This is a genomic window from Maribacter sp. Asnod2-G09 (assembly GCF_045063795.1).
In the GTDB taxonomy this organism is placed as follows: Bacteria; Bacteroidota; Bacteroidia; order Flavobacteriales; family Flavobacteriaceae; genus Maribacter.
The window spans coordinates 673,679-699,875 of the sequence record NZ_JBEFOA010000003.1; the positions used below are offsets into that span (position 1 = coordinate 673,679).

Below are 26,197 nucleotides of genomic sequence, written 5' to 3' on the forward strand. Positions count from 1 at the left end.
AATATATAAAATGAACAACTCTAAAGAAATTATAGCAGCTATAGAAACTCAATTATCAAAGGATACGCCTAATTGGGATGCCCTTTTAAAAATAACTTTAGAGCATTTTGATTGCTCTACCGGTACCTTACATTTTTTAGATAAAGACGCTTTATTGCAGCTTCAATCACAAATAGGTATTCCTGAGTTTTTGATTCCAAAGTTATCTACTATACCTATCGGAAAAGGCATGGCGGGTATTGCTGCAGAACGCAGAAAACCTGTTGAAATGTGTAATCTACAAACGGATGATTCTGGCGTAGCCAGACCCTCTGCAAAAGATACTAAAGTAGAAGGTTCATTAGCCGCACCATTACTATTCAATGAAAAGCTTTATGGTACCATTGGTATCGCAAAACCTGTACCTTATGACTTTACAGCACCTGAAATAGACTTACTAATGCAAATCGGCGAACTAATCAGCAAGAAACTAAGCTAGTATTAATCGTTATTTATTCGTAATAAAAAAGCCCGCTATTTAGCGGGCTTTTCAATTCAATGTATTTGATATTATTTTTCTGTTTTAGCAGGTATAACAACAGATTTAGAACCTGTTAATGGTATAGTACCTTCGGCACCTGCATCTGTATAACTAGCTGTAATTACCAACATATTACCTGGTGCAGAAGATTCTGCTGTAATTGTTCCTTTAGCCGGTAACGATTTTACTTTTTTATCATCTCCGTTTAATGAAAGAATATACAATCCGATTTGTCTAGATTCATCTGATGTTATATTAGGGTGAGCTGGCATAGTGACCTCGCCCCATACTCCTGCTCCTCCTGTTTTAATTTTACCTTGCAAGTACTTTAAGGCATCTTTACGCTCTTTGTACTTCGCCGCAACATCTTTGTAATTTGGTCCTATAGAAGCTTCTGCTTCTTTATGACATGTTTTACAATCCATTGCTTGAGTCAATGCTTTACCAGTAACGGCTGCAGAAACTTGTTGATGACCTAAATTCATGGCTACCTTATCCATCCCCTCTAAATAATCGACACTTACAAATATATTGCTTGCATCGATTTCAGTACCATCTGGATCTGTTACCGAAACGTCATAGGCAATTTTCTGTCCTGGCAAATAAAATGCCGGTGTACTATCACCTAATGAGATAGCTACTTCTGGTCTTGAGTTACCAGCAACAATACTGGTGCTTTCGCTAATTGCCTCTTCGCCTTTATCATCTGCAACGGTTACTTTCAACTTATAAACGCCGGCATCTGCATAGGTATAGCTAGCATTTGGCTCTGTAGTTTCCTTGGTGTCGCCGTTTCCAAAATCCCATATATATTTAATAGTATCATCTTCGCGATCACTTGCTTCTACTGTTGCGTTAACTGTTAAGGGAGTTTTACCTGCTGTTTCACTAACAGTAACCTCATTGATTAACGGTGGTCTGTTACCGCCATTGAATTCGATATATCCTAAAGAAGAATTCGCATTTTGAGAGAACCAACCGCTTCCGTATTCTAACAGGTAGATTTTACCATTAGGACCTACTTCCATATCAATTAAACTATTGACCTTGACCTCGGGAGCAAAAGGTTCCATTTTACTAAAGTCTCCGTTTTCATCTAAATGAACGGCAAACATCCAACCGCGCATCCAATCATAAATAATCACCTTACCGTCGTAATAACTTGGAAGCTTCTCATCGCCTTGATACATATCTGAATAGTATGTAGGACCTGCCATTGCATTTCTACCACCTGTAGCTGTTTGCGGAAAATCTTGTGAATCTACATATGGATAATACACATACGCTGGCATTGCTGGTGGTAATTCTGTTAATCCTGTATTATTACGAGAGTTATTTATAGGTTTTTCAGGATCAAATGGTGCACCTGTTTTTCCTGTTTCATAGTCGTATGCATTATAGGCGAAGTTATTTCCTATAAATAGTGGCCAACCAAAATTACCCGCTTTTTTAGCCTGGTTCATTTCATCATATCCTCTAGGGCCTCTAACACCTAAACTATCTGCTCTTGCATCAGGACCAACATCGCCCCAATACACATATCCTCTTTTCATATCTATTGATATTCTATACGGATTTCTATGACCCATAGTATAAATCTCTGGTCTCGTTTTATCTGTACCTACTGGAAATAAGTTTCCTTCAGGTATATCATATGTACCATCTTCTTTTACCTTTATTCTTAAGATTTTACCACGTAAATCATTCGTATTACCAGAAGAACGACGCGCATCGTACTGCTCATGCCCAGGAATATCGTTTAGAGGTGCAAATCCGTTATTTACATACTTAACACCTTTCTCATTAAAAGGCGTAGAATTATCACCTGTAGATAGGTATAGTAAACCATCAGGACCAAATGCTATAGAACCACCGGTATGACAACAGATTTCTCTTTGGCTGTCCACATCCATAATTACTTGTTCAGATGCTACATCAAACTTACCATCTTCAAATTTGAATCTTGACAAACGGTTTACCCATTCGTCACCAGTTGGTGAGTAGAATAAGTAGATCCAATGGTTATTGGCATAATCTGGATCTTTTTGTAAGCCCATTAATCCTTCTTCTGCATTTACACCGGGTGTGTTCAATGTTTTGCTATAAACATCAAGCTTAAGCACTTCACTAAGTTCTTTTGTCTCATCATTGTATAACATTACTTCTCCCCTACGTTGTGCTACCAATACATTACCGTTCGGCAGAACAGCCATTTCTGTAGGCTCAAAAAACTGACCTTCGCTCAATGTTACTTTTGCAAAACGATCAGCATCTGGTGGTATTTGAGAAGTTACTTTCGAATAGTCAAGATTTAAGTTTTCACCTATGGCATATTGAATTCCGCCTAACAAATGCTTTAAAAACAAATCTTCTGTAAAACTAGCATCAGCATGACCGCCACCTGTGTAAAATGCGCGTCCGCCATCAAAATCATGATACCATGCTATAGGGTGAAAATCGCCGTTCTTTCCGCCTTCATAGGTAGATTCATCTAAAGTCATAAGAACGTTTATATCAGGATTGATGTTTTTGTAATTATACAATTCATCAGTTCTGTTCCACACAGAGTCGGTAAAAAACTGTGTAGCAACAAAATTTTTGTCTTTAATAATAAAATCTGCCGTCGGCATTCCCCTTGGGTGACTCAAAAATTGAGCTCCTGCCAAGTCATTGTACCAACCCCAGTCATATTCGGTATCTGCCGCAGCATGTACACCTACATAACCACCACCTGCTTGAATATATCGCTCAAAAGCAGCTTCTTGAAATTGGTCTAAAACATTACCCGTTGTACTTAAAAAGATAACAGCCGAATATTGTTTTAGGTTTTCATCTGTAAATAGCTCTGCATTTTTGGTAGTATCGATTGCAAAACCATTTTCTGTTCCTAACTTTTGAATGGCTGCAACCCCTGCAGGTATAGATCCATGTTTAAAACCCATTGTTTTTGAGAAAACCAAAACTTTAGGTTCTCCTTCTCGTTTATTGCCACCACATGAGACAATAATAAGCGCAAAGCCCAAAAGCAGCGCAATGAAGATTTTTTTCATACGTAAATTGTTGTTGTTGTTGTTGTTGTTGTTGATTTTAGAAAACATAAAAATAGGGCGCACATCTGTATTAACCAATACTTTATTTTAATCATTGTACATTTATGATAGATTATTAACCATTTAGTACAATTATGCTAAATATACCCGAGTTATATTTTAAAAACGATATTGAATTCAAAAATTGGTTGCACAATAACCATTCTGAACACTCGGGAGTTCATCTTATTTTCTATGCTGTAGTTCATGAAAACGAAAGTATGCGATGGGAAGAAGCTGTACAAGTTGCACTATGCTATGGGTGGATCGATAGTACCGTAAAAAGCTTGGGTAAAGGTAAGCGAAGACAATACTTTTGTCCGCGAAAACCTAAAAGCGTTTGGAGCAAAGTCAATAAGAACTATATAAAAGAGTTAAAAGCTAATGGCAGAATGCATGCCGCAGGATTAGCCTCTATAAAAGTGGCGAAAGAAAATGGTTCTTGGACTTCTTTGGATGATGTAGAAAACGGAGTTATACCTGAAGAATTACAATTAGCTTTCGATAAAAACCCTGATGCATTTAGTAACTTTAAAAACTTTACCCATAGCCAACGTAAAAGCTTTTTGTACTTTTTAAACCAAGCAAAACGCCAAGAAACAAGGTCTAAAAGAATTAAAGAAATTATACAGCACGCCGCTGATAATATTAAATACAGAAATGGTGGCGGATGGCAGTCTATGAAAAAGTAAAATTAATACCGTTTTTGAAATCACTTTATTAATTAAGTATACAATCTTTATCGATGTCTTAATTTCAATGTAATATCAGATAGTAAACAAATATTTACCACATTTTCTATTTAACTTTCCGTTACTAAATCACCTAACAAAAATGAGATTACCTTTTACAACGAAGCTTATTGCTTTCATATTAATAATCGCACTTAGCAGTTGTGAAGAGAAGAAGGCTATAACTTGTGATGTTTTAATAAAAAATGGAAATGTAATTAGTTTGGAAAACGGTTCTGTTTCTATTTCCAACATTTTAATTACCAATAATAGAATTGTTAAAATAACTTCTGATGCTGATTTGACCAGTATTGAAGCCGAAACTACGATCGATGCAACAGGTAAATTTATTGTACCTGGCTTTTGGGATAACCACACACATTTTAGAGGTGGTGATTCCTTAATTAGCGCAAATAAAAATTTCCTAAAGCTATTTATGGCTAACGGAATTACGACAGTACGTGATGCTGGTGGCGATCTTACTTCGTCTGTTTTAGAATGGCGAAAGGCTATTAAAAACAATGAACTCGTAGGACCTACCATTTTTACATCGGGACCAAAAATTGACGGACCCGGTGGTACTTGGGCCGGTTCTTTAGAAGTGGATACTGATGAAGATATTTCTAAGGCTTTAGATTCTCTACAAGCTATACCGTCTGACTTTGTCAAAATTTACGATAGCCGTATTTCGGGTGAGAATTACATAAAGGTGATACAGGAAGCAGAAAAGCGTGGTTTAATTACTTCTGGTCATATGCCTTTTACAGTTGAACTTGACGCTACTATAGATGCCGGTATTGATGCAGTCGAACATCTATATTATATTATGAAAGGCTCTTCTTCTCAAGAGAAACAAATCACACAACAATTAATTAATAAAGAAATCGGATTTTGGGATGCCATGCCCCTACTCCAATCTTCATACTCAGACTCCACAGCTTTGAATACATTTGAGCATTTAAAATCGAAAAATGTATTTGTAGTACCTACGCTGCATATTGGCGGAGTGCTCAGCTATTTAGATGAAGTTGATCATTCAAATGATACCTATTTAAAATATATGAGTGACGGAATTCAACAAACCTATAAGGGTCGAATTGACCGTGTAAAAAATTCGACCGTAAAGCAGGTGGAAGACCGTAAAGCACTTGATGATTTTTTCGGCAGACTTGCTTATAAACTGAATGAATACGGAGTGTCTCTTTTGGCTGGATCAGATAGCGGTGCATATAACAGTTATACGTATCCTGGTATTTCATTACATAAAGAAATGCAAGCCATGGTCGCTACCGGAATTTCTCCTCTAGATGCCCTTAAATCATCCGCTTACAACGGAGCTAAATTTTTGAAACAAGATGCAGACTATGGTACTATTACCGAAGGCAAAATTGCAGATTTGGTTTTATTGAACAGTAATCCGTTAGAAAACATAAAAAGCACACAAGATATTTATATGGTGCTTTCTAATGGAAATCAGCATACCAGAACGGACTTAGATAACTTATTAAATTCTGCCATTGCCAACTAAACAATCTACTTTTATGAAATCAATAGTATGTTTCTTTTTACTCTCTATAAGTCTATGTTCTGCTCAAACACTCTTAAAACCAGACCAAGTATTTGACGGCACCGAATTACATACCAATTGGGTGGTTTTAGTAGATGGGAATCAAATTACCTATGCAGGAAATGCGAAAGAAATTAAAATACCAGATAACACCACAGAAATAGATTTGGCTGGCAGCACTTTAATGCCTGGCATTATTGAAGGTCACTCTCATGTTTTATTACACCCATACAATGAAACGGATTGGAATGACCAGGTATTAAAAGAATCTCCCGTTGAGCGTGCCGTAAGAGGTACTGTTCATGTAAAAAATTCACTTTTGGCAGGTGTTACCACTATGCGAGATCTAGGCGCCGAAGGTGCCGGGTATACTGATGTATACTTAAAGAAAACTATTGATGACGGAATTATAGTCGGTCCACGATTATTGGTTGCCGGACCTGCTATTGTGGCTACAGGAGCATACGGCCCAAAAGGATTTCATGACGGCGTAACCGTACCATTGGGTGCTGAAGCCGCAAGCGGAGTCGACCAATGCATCGAAACGGTTCGTAGACAAATGGGTAACGGTGCTGATTTAATAAAAATTTATGCGGATTATCGCTGGACTCCCGGTGCCGATTCTAAAGCGACATTTTTACAAGAAGAAATTAATGCAATGGTGGCGACCGCTACTACAGCAGGAAAATATGTAGTCGCACATGCTGGTACTCCCGAAGGAATGAAAAGAGCAATACTTGGTGGTGTTGAAACTATTGAGCATGGTGATGGTGGTACGCCTGAAATTTTTAAAATGATGAAAGATAAAGGTATCGGACTATGCCCTACCCTTGCCGCTGGTGATGCCATTACACAATACAGAGGTTGGAACAAAGCGACAGACCCAGAACCTGAACGTATACAACAAAAACGCAAATCTTTTAAAATGGCGCTGGATTCTGGAGTACAAATTGTTTTTGGTGGTGATGTGGGTGTTTTTACACACGGAGAAAATTATCGTGAAATGGAATTAATGGTAGATTACGGAATGAAGCCTTTAGATGTCTTAATATCCGCAACTTCCAACAATGCTAGCATGTTTCACTTAAATCAATTAGGCAATCTTAAAAAAGGATTCCTAGCCGATATTATTGCGGTAAAAGGAAATCCGGTTGAGGATATCTCAGCTGTTAAAAATGTGTCTTTTGTAATGAAAAATGGAGTTGTTTATAAGGAGTAGTTGTTGGTTGTCCGTTGTCCGGTCACTTCGGCTCCGCTCAGTGACCTAAATCGTTGCTCGTTGTTCGACATAGCGAACATAGCGCGGCTATCTGTTTGTTTGGAACACTTTCACTTCGTCTACGCTCAATAGCTTAAACGTATTGTCATCCTGAGCGCAGTCGAAGGGACTGGAACACGAGAGGACTCTCTCTAACTCACAAAGGTCTTCGACTGCGCTCAGACTGACATAGGTACTTATAACATACTTTATTACTTTAATTCAACAGATTGCCACGTCGCGAAAAGCTCCTCGCAAAGACGATTTTTTTAACCGTTCGTCATAGCGAGCATAGCGCGGCTATCTGTTTGTTTGGAACACACTAATTGCGGCTACGCTCAATTACCAAAAAACACAATACTTAATACTAACTACTTTGTACTTAATACTAAATATAAATTACATCTTCACCAATTCTACTCTTCTATTTTTAGCTTTATTTTCATCAGTTTCATTTGAAACCAAAGGTTTTTCAGAACCAAAACCTGCAGCTTTTAATCTTGAAATGTCAATTCCTTTACCGGCTAAGGCATACATTACCGTGTTTGCTCTTTGTTCTGATAATTCTTTGTTTCTTTCATCTGTACCCGTATTATCCGTATGCCCTTCTATAGATAATTTTAAATCTGGATTGGAGTCTAATAATATGAATATCTGATCTACAATTTCTAACGCATCTGGTTTTAGAGTTGCCTTATCCGTATCAAAATTTATATTTAAAATAGCTTTACCATTGGTATCAATATCATCTTTCATTTCAGATGCCGTAGGTGGTTTTATGGTTTGTACAAAGTCTTCTAATTCAACAACGCCTACCTCTGCCCCATACTTGTTAGACCAAACCTGAAACATTATTTTACCGCTTTTATGATTCAATGCATAATGCCTAATGGGGTCACTATTATAGGCTCGACCAACAATATAGTCGCTCTGTGCCATGGGGTCTATTTTATCAAGTGCATACATTTGTTTTCTAGGTACACTGCCTTTAAATATCAATTCAGCACCTATACTTTCTAAATAGCCGTCTACACTCTTATCAAATAGTAATTTGTTAAAAGCTTTTCCTTTTTCCGACATTCCATACAGCATTTTTGCCATTTTGCCATCGGCATTGTAAAATGCTTCGCCAGTATACATCATTAACCTATCGAAATCAGAAAACTTGGTCAAACCGTCTTTTGCCGGTTTTCCTTGTTTTGTTTTTACAAAGAATCCTTCAGGTGGAGTTAAATATGGAAACTCTCCTATATTCACTGACGATGAAGGTATTTCAGTCCAATCGAAATTATCTGTAAATAATTCGTCCTTTGGCTTATCTACCGTAGGTTCTATAGCATCTTGTTTTACTTCAACATCTTGTGTTGTAGGTGCTACTGCCTCCTCAGTTTTTTCTTCATTCTTTTTATCAGATTTACATGAAATTGTAAACACAATAATGACTAGTAAGAAGCTTAATTTTTTCATATTTAAGTATCGTTAATGGTACTCAAAAATAAATAATTTAAGATTAATAGCGCTAATGGCTTAAAACTAAAAGAGATACTATTTTTCTGCTATAGTACCATTTTTAATAGCTGTAGCACCAGAAACCATAAAAGTAATAAACGAGGTTTCTATAATGCGTTGTAAAACGCCGCGGTAATCTGATTCTGGATTGGAGAATAATATGAATATAAAAATTCCGCTAATGATAGCTGTTGCCATTGCTATTTGTGATAATTTACTATAGCCTTCAAATTTCTTTAATCCGAGTCCGATTGCGATAATACTTATAGGTAGAAAAATATAGGTCAATGAACCCATAGCATTATGTATTAATTGCGATAGGCTAGAGTCTAAGACGTTTGTTGGGCAACCTGCATCACACGGAAAAAATCCAACTAGTAACGTTCCTAATCCATAGAATAATGCTAATCCGAAAAATCCGGCTACTATTAATTTGGAACTTGGAAAATATTTAGGAGCACTAAAACAAAAAATGGTAATGAGAATTCCGCTAGGTACATATCCGAAGAACTGCAAATACCAACCATATTCAGTATCAGACGCAAAAGATTCGCTTATGTACTGACTAACCACACTGTAATCATCAATTAATAACGGACCAACAATTGCCGCAATTGCAAACAAGCTAACTCCTAAAATACCTATATATGCTACTAGTTTATTGTTCATTCTTCTGGTGGTTGATGATATGACGACTAATCAACACGATTGTTACATCACCAAGGAATAAAAAACCGTGAAAAAACTTAACTATCCATGTTCCTCTGCTCTTCCCACTCCCTTCTTAAATCTGTAGAAAGAATACTAGTACCATCATGTTTCCACCCAGGTGGTTTCATAAGGTATTTAAACCTGTTTGACAATGTAGTTTTTGATGTGAAGAAATCGCCTAGCATCTTGTACCACTCTGCAAAGGCAATTTTAATAGGATTATAGGTATTTATGTTCGTTACCAAACCATAAACAGGTTTTTCAACTTCAGGCTCGAAGGTGCCGAATAATCTATCCCAAATAATAAATACTCCCGCATGATTTCTGTCTAAGTACTGGGGATTGGTAGCATGGTGTACCCTATGGTGACTGGGCGTATTAAAAATGGCTTCGAACCACTTGGGCATTTTTTTGATCATTTCGGTATGTATCCAATATTGATAGATAAGACTGACGGACATCTGTACCAAAATCATTACAGGATGAAAACCGATTAGTACTAACGGAGTCCAAAAAATAAAGGTATAAAATCCGCCAGACCACGACTGTCGTAATGCGGTGCTTAAATTGTAATTTTTAGAGGAATGATGCACCACGTGGCTCGCCCAAAAAAATCGGCTAACATGGCTAGTTCTATGAAACCAGTAATAGCATAAATCTTCTGCAAAAAGTAAAATCAACCAAGACCACCAAGCAAACGGAATTTCAAAAATGTGATAAAAATTATACAACAGATAAAAGAACCCTAGCGCAATGCCCTTAGTTACCAACCCTATGGCAACATTACCCAAACCCATAAGAATAGATGTACCGGCATCTTTAAACTCGTAGTCATGAAGTTTTACCTTAACCGATAGAATAACTTCTAGAATTACTGTCACCGTAAAAAACGGAATCGCGTAGTGAATTAAATTAGGAATTTCAGGAATTTGCATGCTCGTTCGGTATCGTTTTAACCTTCCTAATTTACGAATCTATTTTGTGAACTACAATTACCCTAAAAGACAACTTTTATCATTATTTAAATTCGATGGTTGTATAGGTAAAACGTATTGTTTGTGTAACCTTTGTTACCCTAATACACGGGCTTTGTGCGTAATTTTACATCAGGAAATTAAAACAATAGACTTATGGAAACTTTAGAACTTAAATTAGGATTAGACCAAGATTATAAAATTGCTATCAGTACTAAACTAAACACACTTTTAGCAGATTATCAAATTCATTATATGAACTTGAGAGGAATGCACTGGAATGTAAAAGGCAGCAATTTCTTTCTTTTACATGAAAAGTTTGAAGAATTATATACTGAGGCAAATGAAACAATTGATGAAATTGCCGAACGTATTTTAACTTTAGAACAACAACCTTTACATACGTTTGAAGATTACCTAGAGCATAAGACCATTAGAAGTATTAAAGAAGTGACTGACGGAGCTACTGGTATATCTTTAATTATAGATAACCTGAACGAGTTATTAATTCAAGAAAGAGAAATTATAGCGTTGTCTTCTGATAACGATGATGAAGGAACTGCCGCTTTAGTAAGCGATTTAATATCAGGACAAGAAAAATTAATTTGGATGCTTAAATCTTGTTTACGCTAGATTATAAATTTATATACGAGTAAAAAAGGCAAAAGTAGATGTTGACTTTTGCCTTTTTATTTGAATTTATTTGTGTGAAATACTGTGCTGATTCATGTACGCTTTTCAATTTCCAATGCTCTTTTGTAAAAAACTCTAAACTCCGCTTGAGAATACTTAGCACGCATAGCAGAAAGAACATCAGACAAACCTAGACTGCACCAATCCCACAACATGGTATCAAAATTATAGGCGTACATCTGGTCTTTTACTTCTGCCCTGATAGCTTCAATTTCTAAAGATGTAAATCCATTTTCTACAAGTCTTGCCAAACAACGTTCTTCATTTTCTTTAGTAAATTCTGTATCTAGGTAAGGTTCTAGAATCCAATCCCAGTTCCAACTTTGAGATATTAGTCTGATATTGTTACTCACTGCAAACTCTTTTAATCTTTCTTTATACTCTGCCGAAATAAATATAATATCTTCTTTTACATGGATTTTACAAACCGTAAAATCGACGGACATACATTCGATATCTTTTGCAGAAATTAATGCTGTAGGATAGGCAATCGATGGCTCAAAAGGATACTCGTTTATTAGAATTTCCTGTTCGCGAATTTCAGATTTACCAATACCACACAACAAATTTTTCAATGTAAAAATGTTCTTAGAAGTACTAAAACCTGTCAAAGGCATTTGACCTTTGAAATTGAATATGCTTTTAAGATATTTCCACATGTTTTAGTAGAGATAAAACGACTAATTATTGTTGTTGCTGTTGCTGCTCTTGTTGTAGATTTTTAATAGGCTCCAATAAATCCCACATGTTACCGTATAGATCTTCAAAAACGGCTACCATACCATAGGGCATTTTTTCTGGTGAACGCACAAATTTGATTTTACGTTCCATCATTTTGTAATAGTCCCTCCAGAAATCATCGGTGTATAAAAACAGAAAAACACGACCGCCCGTTTGGTTACCAACACTTGCCAGTTGTTTTTCGTTAGCTGCTTCTGCCAATACTAACGAACATTCTTTAGACCCTGGCGGAGCTACTACGACCCAACGTTTACCATCGCCCAAGTCGGTATCTTCTATTAGATTAAAATCTAATTTCTTGGTGTAAAATTCAATGGCTTTATCGTAATCACCAACTACTAATGCTACACGTGCTATGGTCTGTTTCAAAGTGTTCTTATTTTTGTGGATATTAAAAATACCGCTTATAAATTACTTATAGCGCTAGCGTACTTCAATTTAAAAACCCATAACTACTAGTTTAACGATTACGATATTCGCAACGAATTCGTTTATTTCTAAAATTAATTTAATTAACATTATTGTTTAACATAATTTTAGTACAATATTAATAACACATATCTACATTTAACGAGAATAATTTAACAATTATAATATTTTACTTTTCTAATAATTGAAAATCTTCCATCAATATATAGTTTCTAGCATTCTTTTGCTTGTTTTTAGTCTAGGGCTAACCAATGAGTTATTGTCACGGTATTCTGAAGACAATGCTGTTGTTTTTGATATGGAACAACAAGATAATCCAGATGAATCTGAATCTGACATTGATGAAGAAATTTTAGATATAGACATACCTCATCGAGAAAAGCATCTTTTAAAAGCTTATTTAAGCTCCAATAATTTTGTGATTAACACAAAACTAAACTTGGCTTTTAAAATTATTGAAATCTCACAACCAACACCTCCACCTGAATATAGAGGTTAATAATTCACTTTTCACTTACTGCATAACCAATAGTAAATACTTCACTTAAATTATTAAAATAAATCGCCTAATGGTATTTCATATCATTTGGGGACTATCTCTCATATATTCAAATTTAAATTTTTTATGAATTTATTCAAACATTGGAAAAAAGACTTACCCGCAAGTCTTGTTGTATTCTTTGTCGCATTACCACTATGCTTAGGTGTAGCTTTAGCAAGTGGAGCACCGCCTTTTGCAGGACTAATAGCTGGTTTAATTGGTGGTGTTTTAGTCGGTTACCTTTCTGGCTCATCAATTGGGGTCAGTGGTCCGGCTGCTGGCTTAGTTGTTATTGTGTTTAATGCTATTGCTGATTTAGGAAGCTACGAGCTTTTTCTTACCGCTGTAATTTTGGCTGGTATCATTCAAATTTTACTAGGTGTATTTCGTGCAGGCGTAATTGGATATTATTTTCCTTCTGCGGTAATTAAAGGTATGTTATGTGCTATAGGTATCATGATTTTCGTTCAACAGATTCCTCTAGCATTTGGCTTTAGCGGCGATGTAAATACCGACAGAATCGATTTAAGCGGTTTGCATGATCAAATTACCCCTGGCGCCATATTAATTACAATTATTTCACTAAGCATATTGTTGATTTGGGATGGTATTCTAGCAAAAAAAAGTAAAATTTTCAAACTCGTTCCTGCTCCTTTAATAGCTGTAATTGCGGGAATAGTAATTTATATCACTTTTGGAAAATCTGGTTTTCTTGAGTTACACGAAAGTCAGCTAGTAAGTGTACCTATACCTAAAGATGTAGCTTCTTTTATGGGGCAATTTACACTCCCAGATTTTTCTGCATTAGCAGATAAAAAGGTATATATAACAGCCTTCACCATAGCCATTGTAGCTAGCTTAGAAACTTTATTGAGTGTTGAGGCTTCAGATAAGCTTGACCCCTTAAAAAGACAAACACCCACCAATAGAGAGCTGATCGCCCAAGGTATTGGAAATAGTATTTCTGGTTTAATTGGTGGTATACCAATAACCCAAGTTGTTGTGCGTAGTTCTGCAAATGTAATGAGCGGAGCCATGACCAAACTTTCTGCCATTTTGCATGGTATACTGATTCTTATAAGTGTCATTGCAATCCCTACCCTACTAAACCTAATACCACAGGCTGTTTTAGCGAGTGTTCTTTTGGTAATAGGTTTTAAGCTTGCTAGCCCTAAATCTTTTATTCAAATGTATAAATTAGGTAAAGCTCAATTTATTCCATTTATTATTACGGTAATCGGTATTGTAACTACAGATTTATTAAAGGGTATTTTAATAGGGTTAACCGTAGGTTTAATTGTAGTTCTTTTAAAGTCATATTACAACTCTCACCAATTACTGGTAAAGGAGAACAACGGTAAAAGAAATATATTTCACATAAATTTTGCCGAAGAGGTTACCTTTATCAACAAGGGCCCAATTATGAAAGAGCTAGATGCCTTAAAAAGTGATTCTTATCTTGAATTGGATTTTAGAAAAACAAAGATACTTGACTATGATATTCTTGAATATTTAGATGAATTTTCTATTAAGGCGAAGAATAATAACATCAATATTAAAATGATTGCTGAAAAGGAAACTTTAGATAATCCGGACAGTTTTAGAAGATACTTCGGACACCAAGTATTCCATTTAGAGCATTAATAGTATAAAGAAAAGAATATGAAATTAGATTTTTATAAAAGCTTAATTGAAAATAATAAAAAATGGGTCGAATCTAAATTGGATGATGACCCAGATTTTTTTAAGAAATTAGAGAAAGGTCAGCAACCACCTTTGTTATGGATTGGTTGTTCTGATAGTCGCGTACCAGCCAACGAAATAATTGGAGGTAAACCTGGTGAGGTTTTTGTACATAGAAACATAGCCAACATGGTGGTACACTCAGACATGAACATGCTTAGTGTTTTAGACTACGCGGTAAATGTGCTTAAAATTAAACACATTATTGTGTGTGGTCATTACGGGTGTGGTGGTGTAAAAGCTGCCATGGGAAGTAAATCTTACGGATTAGCAGATAACTGGATCAGACATATTAGAGATGTCTACAGGCAACATCAAAAAGAGCTCGGCGATATAACAAATGAAGAGGTGCTTTTTGACCGTTTTGTTGAATTCAATGCTATGGAACAGGTTTACAATCTTGCTAAAACTTCTATTGTACAAAACGCATGGGAAAGAGGACAAGAATTATTTTTACATGGTTGGGTATATGGTGTGGGTACAGGAATTATAAAAGATTTAGAGGTTAATTTTAGTTGTAATTCTCAATTAGAAGAGTTCTATAAACTTGGGGTTATTTAAGAAAAACACCAGTAGTATTATTTATTTTTTGTGCTCTTTAATTACAGCTAAGGGGCACATTTAATATTTGAAAATTACCGTTGTAAAACTCTCACTATATTTTATAAACCTGCTGTCATTTTACCCAAATTTATTTTCTCTGCTTTAGTGAAGTTGATATCACGTACATATTCCATCTTACCCCATAGATAGGTGTTTCCTTTTAAGCCTTTGGTCATTCGCATTCTTCGGTTCAGTCGTTTTGTTTCTTGTGCAGTCGCTAATCTTCTTTCACCAAGCTCACCATATAATTTTAAAGCCGGATAGTCAGAAAACTTTTCTTTGAACAATGCTCCAAGCCAAAAGAACCGACTACTGTTTACACCAAGAAGACAAACGTTTCTATTCATTTGCGCGTGTAGCGGTAATTTCTTCGGAAACTTTTCAAAATAAAATCCGGTTTGATTATCATTTAAAAACAAAGAACCAATTGGTGTAACAGTCGGGTTATTCTCTTCGTCTACTGAGGCAACGGAAATATGAAAATTTGAATTGAAACTCTTATTGAAATGTGTTCTTATCTTATTCCAGTCTTGAGTGATGTCCATTTTTAAATTATTTAATTAAAGATAAACCATACGTGGTTTGAAACGGCTTATTCCGTAACGACAAATCAATCAGAACCATTTTCTACTTAGAAGATATTTATTAAAAATATTAGTTCAAACCAATTACGTCTTTACGCACTTTTTTTCTCCATTTACCTTGATATTTCAAATCCAAAAACATAAATGCACGTCTATTATATTTTTCTATACATTCATAAACTTCCGCTGGCTCACATCCAAAATCAAAATATTTTAATTTGTATTTTTTTTCAAATCTATTATCAGATTTCGAATTTGCAACAGGAGCTATACTACCAATAATATAAAGTTTTATTTCTGTTTTTCTCCAATCTTGCATAACGCTATCTAGGTTACAAGTTGCTGAAACAATTATAGATTTAGGTTTTCTCCTTTTAGTCCATTCAGATAAGTATTCATAATTGAGTGTACCATAAAAACCCACTGAAATTTCTAAATCATATTTTTCACTTTTCTTAATTGGGACTAGTTTAAAAATCCCAGTACTATCTGCCATCGTTCCCTTAATTGTTCCTTTTTCAATAATAGAAATTCCTCCTTCTGGCGCAAATTTAGTGACGGAAGAAATTACTTGCCCATGTATAGTATCCTCGACTTGCGAAACAGAAGCTTTTGAGAAGAAAATTGTGAAGATTAATAATAATTTATATTTCATCTTTTAATATTAGCTAACAAGTTAAACTAAAAAAAAATCTGAAGTAGTTTTACGAATAAGTCATTTCTATAAACATAAAAATATACTTTGGCAATTTCAACAATATTACTAAAGCAAAAGAAGCCAATAAACTGTACAAAAACTTTCTTCTATGGTTTTTAAATTTCCGATTTATAAAATATATCTGCACCGGAATAAATAGTAGTAAAGCAAAAATAGCCGAGGCTATAGATGCATAAAAAAAGAACAATAGTGCTACGCTTTGCAAAACATCAAAAAAAGCATTAAAACCTACTAATAGAGCATCAATCGAATCAAATCCAGAAACACCACTACTACTTGAGTCGTTGGTATCAAATAAAATACGTACTTCAATGAAAAATAATGCCGTGTTGAACAGTAAATAAAGTAATAACCAGAATAGCTTTCTAAGTATTTTAATCAATTTATATTTTTTAAATCTTAAATCCAATTGTTACAGACAGTATGCTTATTTTATCATTACTCTTTAATTATTTTTCGAATATCTTTTTGAATATCTATTTCAGTGCTTATAATCTCTAACATGTATACTTTTAGAAACTCCTTTTTAATTTCTCCGGTCTCTTTATAATTCACGTAAATAAAATCTATAAGTTTATCCGCTTTCATTTTCAAAAGTTCTTTTTGTTCCTCAATATCTGACAATACAGATATTTTATCATACTCTATCAATTCAATTTTAGAATTAGAAATAGCTTTCCAAGAATTAAGTTTAATTAAAGGAACAAAAATACCTTCTGATTTCTCAATTACCTTGCTTAACGATAACTCATCATCTTTCATATAAAATTCTAGAGAATCGATTAAAGTTCTTTGCCTAACTAATTTTTCATCTATATCGTTATTGGTTTCTCTCAACTCCTTATCCATTGATATAAATATCTGATCTATATACTTTGCATCTTTTCGATCTTCATTCCAATTATTGATATAAAGTGCAATCAAAATACCGACTATAATTGTAAGTATCTCTTTGAAAAATTCTATAATAGTTTTATTCATATTTATATGTTTAGCTGGTAGCAAAAAATATCTTTTTTAGTCTAGTTAAACAACCATTCTGAAAGTATTTACACCATCAGTTAAACTAAAATTATATCATTGCTCTTCAAATTGACATTACTATTAACTTCTGCAATTGCTAATTCACTTATCCAAAAATTAGGTCTTAACACCTTCCCTTCTTTCATAGCTTTTGCTTTTTTACACTTTTTCTTAATTTGCTTGATTAATTCGGAGTACAATTGAAAAGTAGAAAGCTGTTCTGTCAACATCACTTCATTCGTTTTTAAATAGAGAATTTCTTTAGGATAACTAAATTGAATACCCAAGCTCGAGTTTCTTGTTGAATCATGAAATGCAACACTTAATTTTTCATTTTGTACGGTCAAATTAAAAGGGGCTACATTTATCACTGGCTCAAGCTGTATAGCTCTTTTATACCTCTTAATTTCATTTTCTTCCTCTATCTCAAAAACTTCATAATTTACCAGTTCAGGATTGTCAGTTATTTGAGTGTAGATATCCAATTTCCAATCTTCTTTTGACCATTCCTCTCCTGAAATTATTTTTTCATAATATGCTTTGTAATCGGTAAAGATTGAAGCCTTATCTCGTATTTGATAATCTTCGCTAATCCTTCTATTAGTTATAGCTATAAAGTAATTTAAATTATTAAATACCTCTTTAAGCTCCTTTGGGTGCATTACAAAATTAAATTTCAACCATTTTAATCCTCTATAACTCATACTTGTATTTTAGGTGAAATATTAAACTCCGTTATATTACTATTTTTTCAAATATTCCCTATAATCCATTTCTAGATTATCAACTTCAGCAATTAAAAAATCATAAAGATTACCTTTAAATTCTTCTCTATCAGTGCCTTCTTTATCTGTCTCTACCGTAATGGTATTATCGTTAATATAAGCTCTGTATAAATTACCACTTCGTTTAAAAAACATTTGCCCTATCGATAAGTCGCCATTGAACTCCGTTTCTGCATATTTATCTTCATAAGACAACCATTCAGGGAAATTCTCATCTATCGAAAGTCCGTAAACAAAAAAACCATATCCAAATTCCCACATTGGCATTGTTTCTAGTGGTTTTGGTCTTTTCCAAATATTTTCTTTGACCTCTACTATCATTGCACCATAAGTGGTCAAAAAATCAATAAAATCACTATTGAATTTGATGTCTTTTTGTTGTGCATAATCTAATACCATTTCTTTAGTTGCCGGTTTTTTATCAGAAAAGAACCCACTAAAATCTTCATTCAGCGCTGTTAATCTATTATAAAACTCCTCTTTTGTTGCCATTTATAGGTAGCTATTTAATTGTTCTAAATGTTTTTGTATTTCTAAAATATCACAAACTATTTTTAATCATTAATATCAAAAAAAAGATTGATTTTTTTAAGTAACTCAACTTTCGATTTGTTCATATTCAACACTGCATAAAACGGATTGTTTATTGACGTATCTTTTAATTTTCCATTGCGAATTTTCATTAAATGAGGAAACTTATTATATTGTTTTAGTCCGTATAGGGCTTCTGATATAAACCCAGAATCATATACTGATTCAACTTTTTTTCCCTCTAAATAAACGATATCAATGTCCTCTGACAGATTAGGCAGAATACTTTCCTCAAGGTATTGCTTTGAGTTCTTTCTGTTATTGTAGCAGAAGAAATTCTTGCCATTATTTTCGGTCAAAAGTTCACCGTACTTTTTCTCAAAGTTTTTACGTTGAAAATAATGTATTGGAATACTAATCAGTATCACGGGAATTGCAAGAATACATAGCGGAATTACAACAATAGCTATCGCAATAATTACTAGTATGTTTTTAATTTTTTGCAATAGTTCTAAAATATCTTTAAGCAGTTAGTATTGTGTCTTATTTATTATCTGCTAATTCAAATGATTCATTTACAGCACCCCTGAAATCACCTTTTTTCTCTTTCAAAGTGAGCTTAAATTCTAATGTCGGCTCAAAATCATAATCTTCTCCAGATTTTTGTTTTGTAAATCCGCCTAAAACCTCAACGTCATACCATCCATTTTCAACTTCAACAAATGGCTTATTCCACTTTTCAGGATTTTCAAAAAGTTCTTCAACTTTTTCATCGTTAAAGTCATTTAATATCCACCACGTAAATAGAATTACCTTGTTATTTTCAACTTTAAGTATATACCCTTCTTTTTTATAGATTAGATTATTTTCTACATTCTCAAACTCAGAAACACCTTCTAATACATTGAATATTACAGTATATGGTTGGTTGGTTATTTTAGACATAGGTATCAACACCCCTTCTGATACAATTTCATCTCCGCTCTCGTTGGTAGTATATTCAGTTGCTAAGTCATTAGAAAGTCCTTTTTTATTCTTGTAATCTCTTAATAGCTTGATATCGCCAAGCAGAAAATAATCGATTGTATCATTTAAAACTTGGGTAAATTTTCGGGGATGATTATTCATGTATTCAAACTTTATTTAATCCTTTTACATTTTTTAATAATCCTTAAATAACGCTTAAAAGTGAATTATTACTTACTAAAACTTAAATCTGTCTTTACACGATTTTAGAGCGACTTACCATGAAAAGGGCAGTATTTCCAATTCCCTTTCATTTCTGCATTATCTACCGGACATTTTTTACTAGGCAAAAGTGCCACTAATGGTAGGGTATATTCAAATTCTTTACTTGAATGTTTTATAGTAAAATTACCTTCTTGATATTCATCTATAATATTATTATTGTTATCATCTTTTATTTCAAAAAAATAAAAATGCATTCCCGCTCCCATTTGACCTAGCATCTGAGTAAACATTGGCTTCATTGCTTCTGCCATTTGCAGAGCATCAACTGATATCTGTTCATTTGTTAACGGTAGATATATATTTCCATCGGTATCTTCTATCGACATTGAATTTCGTAAAGTAGCTTCATCAGTAAAAGACATTGTAGCATCTAAATTTATTTCTAAATCTAAGCCACAGACAAATATGTAATTTTCGAATGTTGTAATCAATTGATCAACAGTTTCCTTAGGAACTTGCGGACTGTCTTCGAGCGCTATTTTCCAATAACTTTTAGGAATCCAGAATGATAGCGTCATATGGTTCTCCTCTTTCTCCCAGATTTGAATTTCTCTTATATAATCGGTGAGTTTTATTTTGCTTGTTTCTTGTGCAAAAGACATTTCGCCAAATAGTAGTACAATGAATAGAAATAGAAATCTCATTTTTATAATTTTTAAATTTTAAAAGGCTTAATTAAACGAAGTACAACAATAAGAAATTCTTTCGCTTGCACCTGAGTACTTTACTAGATTTTTTATCAAATTAAGATGGAATAGCATATTTTGACAGACTTACTTAACACACACAGAAGCTTTAATTACTTGCTCAACCAAACTGTTATTTTGAATAAGATTTAAAAAGCTTTTACACTTACGTTTACCGTTTTAGACTGAACTTATTTCTGTTCGTACATCTTTTCTAGGTGGGTTTTAAATTCAGTAAACTTTTCGACGGATTCGAAAAAATCAAGAAAAAACTCATACCTATCTTTTCTGTCATTTATATAGAGAATTACAGACACTTCATCATCATCTGAATCATCATTAAAATATAACTCATCTACCTTTTTAAGTTCAATTTTAGCAACAGCATTTTTATGAGGAAAAGACAGCGTATGCTGACTAATGGTGATATCGTTCTTATTTTGAATTGAATTTCTGTGCTTTATTAATTTATAAACTGCATAAGCAAGAGATAAGATAGAGATTATACCGGTTACGTAGTAACTATTGGGGTATTCTAGTAAATGTCTTCCTTTATAGGTGATATTGGCCTTATAGAGGTACGCGTAAAAAAATAACCCTAAAAAAAGAATTGCCGGTAAGAATACCCAGTACGAGAACTTACTTTTATATTTAAATACTTTATCATTCATTAGTTATAAATTTACGTGTAACAATAATTTCAATTGATTAGAATTTGATAATCATGCACACTGTAGTTAGCGGAGTTTGTATTCTTATCATTTCCATTTTTCAACATTGCTATATGTTTCAAAAGATAATTTTGTCTCTGTAAACTCACCCTCGGTCTTTAACTTTTTGTTATAAGCCTCATCTGCTAAATATAGCAACGCTTCAAAATCCATTTCTTCGGGCATTTGAGTAGGATCTGCTAATACACTTTCATAGTATTCTTATCTCTCATTTTCATATAAAACAACACCGTCAAAAATGTAGAAATTACGATACCAATCCAGTTAGATATTATAAGATCTAAACCCAGACCGACGGTTGGGTCGTAAAAAATATAAGAACCAACTACTGATGTTATAAAAAATGCAGGCACCAAGGCGATGAGATAATGTGTTCTCTTTTGGTATAAATACACTGCCCCAATCCATAAGGCAATAGCTGCAGTTACTTGATTTGCCCATGAAAAATACCGCCACAATAATTGAAAATCCATTTTGGTCAAAATAAACGAAACTATAAAAAGCGGAATAGCCACCATAAACCGATTCTTCAATACTTTCTGGTCGATGTTCAAGTCATCGGCAATAATCATACGTGCGGCTCTAAATGAAGTGTCTCCCGATGTAATAGGTAGCACAATAACACCTAACACGGCAATAGTACCACCAATAGCTCCTAATGAGGCTATGGCGATTTTATTCACTACTGCTGTTGGGCCTCCATTTTGTAAAAGTTCATTTAAGCTGTCTCCATCTAAAATACTCATGGATGCCGCTGCCCATATCATGGCAATGGCAGCTTCAAGTATCATCATTCCATAAAACACTTTTCTGCCATCTCTTTCATTATTGATGGTACGGGAAATGATGGGCGATTGCGTTGCATGAAAGCCTGATAACGCCCCACATGAAATAGTCAAGAAAATTACCGGATAATACGGAACACCATTTGGGTGCATATTTTGAAATGTAAGCTCAGGAATAGGATTTCCTATAACGAACATACCTATACAAATACCAATGGCACTAAGTATAAGTAGCATACCCAATACAGGGTAAATTTTACCAATGATTTTATCTATTGGTAACAAAGTAGCTATAATGTAATAGAAGAATATTGCAAAAAGTACTACGGTCAGGTAACTGGTTTCTGCACCAATGACATCGTTTATCATATTTGCAGGTGCTGTGACAAAAACAGTACCTACCAAGATTAATAGTAATAGGGCAAAGAAATTTACAACGTGACTAAATGATTTTCCTAAAAATCGTGATGCTAAAGCCGGTAAATGCGCTCCGCCAAACCGTAAAGAAATCATACCGGTGAGGTAATCATGTACAGCACCTGCGAAGATGGACCCTACTACAATCCAAATAAATGCTATCGGACCATATAAAGCGCCCAATATGGGACCAAAAATAGGACCTACACCTGCAATATTCAGAATTTGAATAAATGCATTTTTATTACTGTTCATGGGTACAAAGTCAACTCCGTCTTCCATAGTATGTGCGGGAGTTTCTTTATTCTCATTAGGTTGAAACGTTTTATCTATAAATCTACCGTAGATAAGATAGCCCAATACCAATAAGACCATGGAGGTAATAAATGTAATCATGAGGGTGCTTTAGTTGATGGTTTTCAATGTGTTAAATATTCGATTCAGACATATTCATATTCCTAAATAAAATCAATTTTATACTATAAATAATTATCGCACTAAAGTAATAATTACGCTAAGGTTTGTTGTGTATTACCGCTTATTTTAATTGTACATGAATATGGTCATCGTGTCTTACTGCTTTGCACCCATGATACCTTATTCTCTTATCTTTTAAATTCATTCTGCTTTTCAAATGTGGCTCAATGAATAGCTTTCCTAAGTTTTGATTATTTAAGATATTAGTAATCAGTTTTCTTGTTCCTTTTTCAGAGAAGACGAAATCATCATTGATACTCCCTAAGGTCAAATATTTAGGAAAGTCGTACTGAAAATAACCGTTGTCTATGCATTTACTAATTTGGTCAAATTCATTTGAATTAGAACCTTCAAAGACACCATAACCACTGACAGATTTTTGTCCTTTCCTAATGATTCCTTTAGACTCGTAAATTAGACTTATGTCTATTTTCTTACCGTCATTATGGCTTAAGTGTGGCAGTAAAGGAAATTTATTTATGAAAGGAAAACTTGCATCTAAATAATGAATTTCAATTTTTGTTCCTTCTAAATTTTTAGCTGTATTCAGCAATAATTTATTCAGCTCAGGTTTTACATAATTTCTATTTAATAAAACCGTCATGTAGTTTGTTGCACTTATATTTATAGCGTGCTTCACTTTCTCTCGCCCAAAGATTGGCCTACAAAAGGAACTATTAAAAACGTTGAGAATAGATATAAGCCAATGAATATTAAAGTGGTTTTAAATCTCAGTTTTTTCTTCCAATTTCTAGAAATCAATACACTTAATACATAAACAATTCCGCCAATTTGAGTTATTACGGTTAAGAGCCCAAATAGAAGTATAATTAAGATTGACTTTAGGAAGGTTTTCAATTTTGAATTCTAGTTATTTGATAAATTTCTGCTTTTAACTTTGCCAAAAAACACTTCTGGCGATCACAATTAATTGCCATTAACTTTCGGCTTAGAAGAGGTTAGTTATATTTTATACACTCTGTTACCATACATTTATGATTTCTCTAATTTCAAGATTAGCTCAATATTATGCTTTTCAATATCACTAAATTCGATAACATCTTTCCTTATAGGCTTATACCACTCTTTTTTTGAGAAGTAGTTATTCATTTTTCCACCAGCTTTAAAAATGTATCCTTTTCTAGCAAATATTTCGTTTCGCATTATTTTTAATTCGCTTATTGATAATTCAGATAGTTCTTTTGAGGTCAGTTTTACAAAACTAGCTTCAGGATATTTGCCCTCGGGTCTCTCTATATTAGTATTCGGATTAAATTGAATATCGTGTTGTATGTTTTGTTCTACACTTTCATAGTAATGAGATACTAATCCTTTTTCATTATCAGAAGATGATAATTCATATTCAGTTTTTTCTATTACAATTTTATAATTGGAATACTCAACAGAGCGTCTATCAGATTTTCCAACCCATGTATTATTTTCCCAATCGACATATTCAGTTCTTGCATACAATTTACCGTTACTAAAGATTATTTCTAAATTAGATTCACCCTCAGACTCACCGAAATGATAACTACCTTCATAATCCATCATTTTAGGGTTAATTATTTTTTTGATTTCTGATAGATTCATTTCATAATTTTGAACACTCATATAAGCAAATGTTATCGTATCTCTAGTCTGAGAAAAAGACAATGTGCTAAAGAGTGAAAATATTATAACAAACCTTGTTTTAAATTGCAGCATTTTTTAGTGTATTGTAACGGTAAGTATAGTAAGATATTAAAATGTACTTGTTTTTTGGATTTACTCTAAAGACCACATTACGTTTAGTTTTTCAACCAACATTTTTCCCCTTTTTCATTAATAATTTTGAAATTCTATTGTTAGCGATTAAAAATATAATTCCAATAAAAATATTAAGTCCATAGGTAAACCACCGATTATAGTCAATAAATAAGCCCAAGTTTATCCCTGAACTTTCGTCCATTTTGTTTGTCCAAACTTGCTTTTTAAACTCTAAAAAACAGTAGTTTAAAAAGGGAGCAATATTGTCAACAATCATTAAAAGTCCAATTATTATTATTCCAAATTTAAAAAGTCCAACCTCGTTTAGATTTTTTATATCAATTATTTGGGAATCAAACCCTTTACTAAGTCTAAAGAGTTTAATTAACCTGTCCGTTTTGAACAGAAAAAAGAAAACAATTAATCCCATAACAACCAAGTAAATTATACTAATTATAAATTCAAAAAAATCAAATCCAAAATTAACCGTCATTCTTGGCTGTAATCCATATATAAGAGTTGTAAAACAGTATATTCCAAAGATTTTAATTATTACTCTGAACAGGTCGGTTGTGGTCATTCTATCTGTTTTTTAAAATATTGTAAGGTGCTATTTTTCGGACTAATACTGACTTTAAATTTATAAAACTCATATTTGTTTAAACACCTAAATCACTATTTTAAATACATCTTAAGCTTAATTTTTATTCCGATCCAATTTGCTCATTTATAAATTCTAAAGTGCTTTTAAAATAACTATCTAAATCATCAAACTCTTCTTCTCCTGGACACCAATTTGCAAACTTCCAGTATTTCCATTTTTCATTTGTTGCATTCGGTGGAATTAGAAGAAAGTATTGCTCTTGATTTATTCCACCAACTAAAATACTTTTCTCAAGTTGTTTTCCGATATTTTCAATTCCGTCAATACTATAAGATTCAATTATAAAACTGTCAATATTTCTCAAAAAGTCAATTTTATTAATCGGCTCAAAGGTCGGTTCGATATCGTTTGGTGCTGAAAATCCGTTTGTAATTGATAAGAACTTTTTAAAGTCAGTAGGGAACTCAATTCCGAGTCTTTTTTCGATCAGCTTTATTTCACTTTCAGATGCCGGTTTAGTTCCTAACCATTCGTTTTCAGTCTGGTCTTGAGTAAACTCAAAATCAGCTAATTCGATTGCTTTCTCTGATATTTTCTTTAATAATCTGTTCATTTCTCAAATGTTCGTTAATATACATGGTTTACAAAAGTTATAGATTAGAGTTTACACTAAATTAGTTTCTAACCTCACTGATTGTTCTTTTTTTCTAAATACATGTTCATCAAAGTAACCTAAAAATACATTTC

General features: G+C 33.6%; 30 protein-coding genes. 8 read left to right on the plus strand and 22 right to left on the minus strand.

What is annotated here, in order from left to right; all coding sequences use genetic code 11:
- Positions 1 to 10 precede the first annotated feature (10 nt).
- Positions 11 to 478 (plus strand): GAF domain-containing protein, encoded by a 468-nt coding sequence (locus ACJJVT_RS07015; RefSeq protein ID WP_405397491.1) that lies wholly within the window; start codon positions 11 to 13, stop codon positions 476 to 478.
- A gap of 71 nt (positions 479 to 549) precedes the next feature.
- Here ACJJVT_RS07015 and ACJJVT_RS07020 read toward each other — a convergent pair whose 3' ends face one another.
- Positions 550 to 3,570, minus strand: a complete 3,021-nt coding sequence (locus ACJJVT_RS07020; RefSeq protein ID WP_405397492.1) for a ThuA domain-containing protein — start codon at positions 3,568 to 3,570, stop codon at positions 550 to 552.
- Between the two features lie 134 nt (positions 3,571 to 3,704).
- Between ACJJVT_RS07020 and ACJJVT_RS07025 the strand changes: the two genes are divergently transcribed.
- From ACJJVT_RS07025 to ACJJVT_RS07035, 3 genes are all read left to right on the plus strand, one after another.
- Positions 3,705 to 4,301 (plus strand): YdeI family protein, encoded by a 597-nt coding sequence (locus tag ACJJVT_RS07025; RefSeq protein WP_405397494.1) that lies wholly within the window; start codon positions 3,705 to 3,707, stop codon positions 4,299 to 4,301.
- 142 nt (positions 4,302 to 4,443) lie between these two features.
- Positions 4,444 to 5,868 carry an amidohydrolase family protein gene (locus ACJJVT_RS07030; RefSeq protein WP_405397496.1) on the plus strand — a complete coding sequence of 475 codons (1,425 nt, stop codon included), beginning with the start codon at positions 4,444 to 4,446 and terminating at the stop codon, positions 5,866 to 5,868.
- Between the two features lie 13 nt (positions 5,869 to 5,881).
- On the plus strand, positions 5,882 to 7,126 hold the full coding sequence (locus ACJJVT_RS07035) for an amidohydrolase family protein (RefSeq protein WP_405397498.1): 1,245 nt from the start codon (positions 5,882 to 5,884) through the stop codon (positions 7,124 to 7,126).
- Between the two features lie 438 nt (positions 7,127 to 7,564).
- On the opposite strand, the gene ACJJVT_RS07040 is transcribed toward ACJJVT_RS07035, so the two are convergent.
- The 3 genes from ACJJVT_RS07040 to ACJJVT_RS07050 form a co-directional block, all read right to left on the minus strand.
- Positions 7,565 to 8,632 carry an OmpA family protein gene (locus ACJJVT_RS07040; RefSeq protein WP_405397499.1) on the minus strand — a complete coding sequence of 356 codons (1,068 nt, stop codon included), beginning with the start codon at positions 8,630 to 8,632 and terminating at the stop codon, positions 7,565 to 7,567.
- 78 nt (positions 8,633 to 8,710) lie between these two features.
- The gene (locus tag ACJJVT_RS07045; protein ID WP_405397500.1) at positions 8,711 to 9,343 is read right to left on the minus strand and encodes a DUF998 domain-containing protein; all 633 of its coding nucleotides are present in this window, start codon (positions 9,341 to 9,343) and stop codon (positions 8,711 to 8,713) included.
- Positions 9,344 to 9,420: 77 nt separating this feature from the next.
- Positions 9,421 to 10,320, minus strand: coding sequence for a sterol desaturase family protein (locus ACJJVT_RS07050; RefSeq protein WP_405397501.1), 900 nt, complete (start codon positions 10,318 to 10,320; stop codon positions 9,421 to 9,423).
- Between the two features lie 195 nt (positions 10,321 to 10,515).
- On the opposite strand from ACJJVT_RS07050, the gene ACJJVT_RS07055 reads away from it, so the two are divergent.
- On the plus strand, positions 10,516 to 10,992 hold the full coding sequence (locus ACJJVT_RS07055; RefSeq protein WP_324026597.1) for a DNA starvation/stationary phase protection protein: 477 nt from the start codon (positions 10,516 to 10,518) through the stop codon (positions 10,990 to 10,992).
- 92 nt (positions 10,993 to 11,084) lie between these two features.
- Here ACJJVT_RS07055 and ACJJVT_RS07060 read toward each other — a convergent pair whose 3' ends face one another.
- Positions 11,085 to 11,711 (minus strand): hypothetical protein, encoded by a 627-nt coding sequence (locus ACJJVT_RS07060; protein ID WP_405397502.1) that lies wholly within the window; start codon positions 11,709 to 11,711, stop codon positions 11,085 to 11,087.
- A 25-nt stretch (positions 11,712 to 11,736) separates the two neighbouring features.
- Complete coding sequence (locus tag ACJJVT_RS07065; protein ID WP_405397504.1) at positions 11,737 to 12,162, minus strand: VOC family protein; 426 nt, start codon at positions 12,160 to 12,162, stop codon at positions 11,737 to 11,739.
- Positions 12,163 to 12,406: 244 nt separating this feature from the next.
- On the opposite strand from ACJJVT_RS07065, the gene ACJJVT_RS07070 reads away from it, so the two are divergent.
- The 3 genes from ACJJVT_RS07070 (at position 12,407) to can (ending at position 15,067) form a co-directional block, all read left to right on the plus strand.
- Positions 12,407 to 12,721, plus strand: coding sequence for a hypothetical protein (locus tag ACJJVT_RS07070; protein WP_405397505.1), 315 nt, complete (start codon positions 12,407 to 12,409; stop codon positions 12,719 to 12,721).
- Between the two features lie 126 nt (positions 12,722 to 12,847).
- On the plus strand, positions 12,848 to 14,407 hold the full coding sequence (locus ACJJVT_RS07075) for a SulP family inorganic anion transporter (protein WP_299800057.1): 1,560 nt from the start codon (positions 12,848 to 12,850) through the stop codon (positions 14,405 to 14,407).
- Between the two features lie 18 nt (positions 14,408 to 14,425).
- The gene (can, locus tag ACJJVT_RS07080) at positions 14,426 to 15,067 is read left to right on the plus strand and encodes a carbonate dehydratase (protein ID WP_405397506.1); all 642 of its coding nucleotides are present in this window, start codon (positions 14,426 to 14,428) and stop codon (positions 15,065 to 15,067) included.
- A 101-nt stretch (positions 15,068 to 15,168) separates the two neighbouring features.
- Here can and ACJJVT_RS07085 read toward each other — a convergent pair whose 3' ends face one another.
- From ACJJVT_RS07085 to ACJJVT_RS07160, 16 genes are all read right to left on the minus strand, one after another.
- Positions 15,169 to 15,654, minus strand: coding sequence for a hypothetical protein (locus ACJJVT_RS07085; protein WP_405397507.1), 486 nt, complete (start codon positions 15,652 to 15,654; stop codon positions 15,169 to 15,171).
- Between the two features lie 109 nt (positions 15,655 to 15,763).
- The gene (locus tag ACJJVT_RS07090; protein ID WP_405397508.1) at positions 15,764 to 16,348 is read right to left on the minus strand and encodes a hypothetical protein; all 585 of its coding nucleotides are present in this window, start codon (positions 16,346 to 16,348) and stop codon (positions 15,764 to 15,766) included.
- A gap of 49 nt (positions 16,349 to 16,397) precedes the next feature.
- Positions 16,398 to 16,793, minus strand: a complete 396-nt coding sequence (locus ACJJVT_RS07095; protein ID WP_405397510.1) for a hypothetical protein — start codon at positions 16,791 to 16,793, stop codon at positions 16,398 to 16,400.
- A gap of 56 nt (positions 16,794 to 16,849) precedes the next feature.
- Complete coding sequence (locus ACJJVT_RS07100; protein ID WP_405397512.1) at positions 16,850 to 17,392, minus strand: hypothetical protein; 543 nt, start codon at positions 17,390 to 17,392, stop codon at positions 16,850 to 16,852.
- Positions 17,393 to 17,472: 80 nt separating this feature from the next.
- Complete coding sequence (locus ACJJVT_RS07105; RefSeq protein ID WP_405397514.1) at positions 17,473 to 18,138, minus strand: hypothetical protein; 666 nt, start codon at positions 18,136 to 18,138, stop codon at positions 17,473 to 17,475.
- Between the two features lie 39 nt (positions 18,139 to 18,177).
- The gene (locus tag ACJJVT_RS07110; protein WP_405397515.1) at positions 18,178 to 18,711 is read right to left on the minus strand and encodes a hypothetical protein; all 534 of its coding nucleotides are present in this window, start codon (positions 18,709 to 18,711) and stop codon (positions 18,178 to 18,180) included.
- A gap of 62 nt (positions 18,712 to 18,773) precedes the next feature.
- On the minus strand, positions 18,774 to 19,256 hold the full coding sequence (locus tag ACJJVT_RS07115; RefSeq protein WP_405397516.1) for a hypothetical protein: 483 nt from the start codon (positions 19,254 to 19,256) through the stop codon (positions 18,774 to 18,776).
- Positions 19,257 to 19,293: 37 nt separating this feature from the next.
- On the minus strand, positions 19,294 to 19,878 hold the full coding sequence (locus ACJJVT_RS07120) for a hypothetical protein (RefSeq protein ID WP_405397518.1): 585 nt from the start codon (positions 19,876 to 19,878) through the stop codon (positions 19,294 to 19,296).
- A 104-nt stretch (positions 19,879 to 19,982) separates the two neighbouring features.
- Positions 19,983 to 20,645 carry a hypothetical protein gene (locus ACJJVT_RS07125; RefSeq protein ID WP_405397519.1) on the minus strand — a complete coding sequence of 221 codons (663 nt, stop codon included), beginning with the start codon at positions 20,643 to 20,645 and terminating at the stop codon, positions 19,983 to 19,985.
- Positions 20,646 to 20,878: 233 nt separating this feature from the next.
- Positions 20,879 to 21,358, minus strand: coding sequence for a hypothetical protein (locus tag ACJJVT_RS07130; RefSeq protein ID WP_405397520.1), 480 nt, complete (start codon positions 21,356 to 21,358; stop codon positions 20,879 to 20,881).
- 87 nt (positions 21,359 to 21,445) lie between these two features.
- The gene (locus tag ACJJVT_RS07135) at positions 21,446 to 21,583 is read right to left on the minus strand and encodes a hypothetical protein (RefSeq protein ID WP_405397521.1); all 138 of its coding nucleotides are present in this window, start codon (positions 21,581 to 21,583) and stop codon (positions 21,446 to 21,448) included.
- A 14-nt stretch (positions 21,584 to 21,597) separates the two neighbouring features.
- Positions 21,598 to 23,016, minus strand: a complete 1,419-nt coding sequence (locus ACJJVT_RS07140; protein WP_405397522.1) for a carbon starvation protein A — start codon at positions 23,014 to 23,016, stop codon at positions 21,598 to 21,600.
- Between the two features lie 142 nt (positions 23,017 to 23,158).
- Entirely contained in the window at positions 23,159 to 23,701 is a 543-nt protein-coding gene (locus ACJJVT_RS07145) for a hypothetical protein (RefSeq protein ID WP_405397524.1), read from the minus strand.
- Positions 23,702 to 24,090: 389 nt separating this feature from the next.
- Positions 24,091 to 24,690 (minus strand): YARHG domain-containing protein, encoded by a 600-nt coding sequence (locus ACJJVT_RS07150; RefSeq protein WP_405397525.1) that lies wholly within the window; start codon positions 24,688 to 24,690, stop codon positions 24,091 to 24,093.
- Between the two features lie 205 nt (positions 24,691 to 24,895).
- Positions 24,896 to 25,426: a hypothetical protein gene (locus ACJJVT_RS07155; protein ID WP_405397526.1), complete on the minus strand. Its 531-nt coding sequence runs from the start codon at positions 25,424 to 25,426 to the stop codon at positions 24,896 to 24,898.
- Between the two features lie 124 nt (positions 25,427 to 25,550).
- On the minus strand, positions 25,551 to 26,063 hold the full coding sequence (locus tag ACJJVT_RS07160) for an SMI1/KNR4 family protein (protein ID WP_405397528.1): 513 nt from the start codon (positions 26,061 to 26,063) through the stop codon (positions 25,551 to 25,553).
- Positions 26,064 to 26,197: the final 134 nt, after the last annotated feature.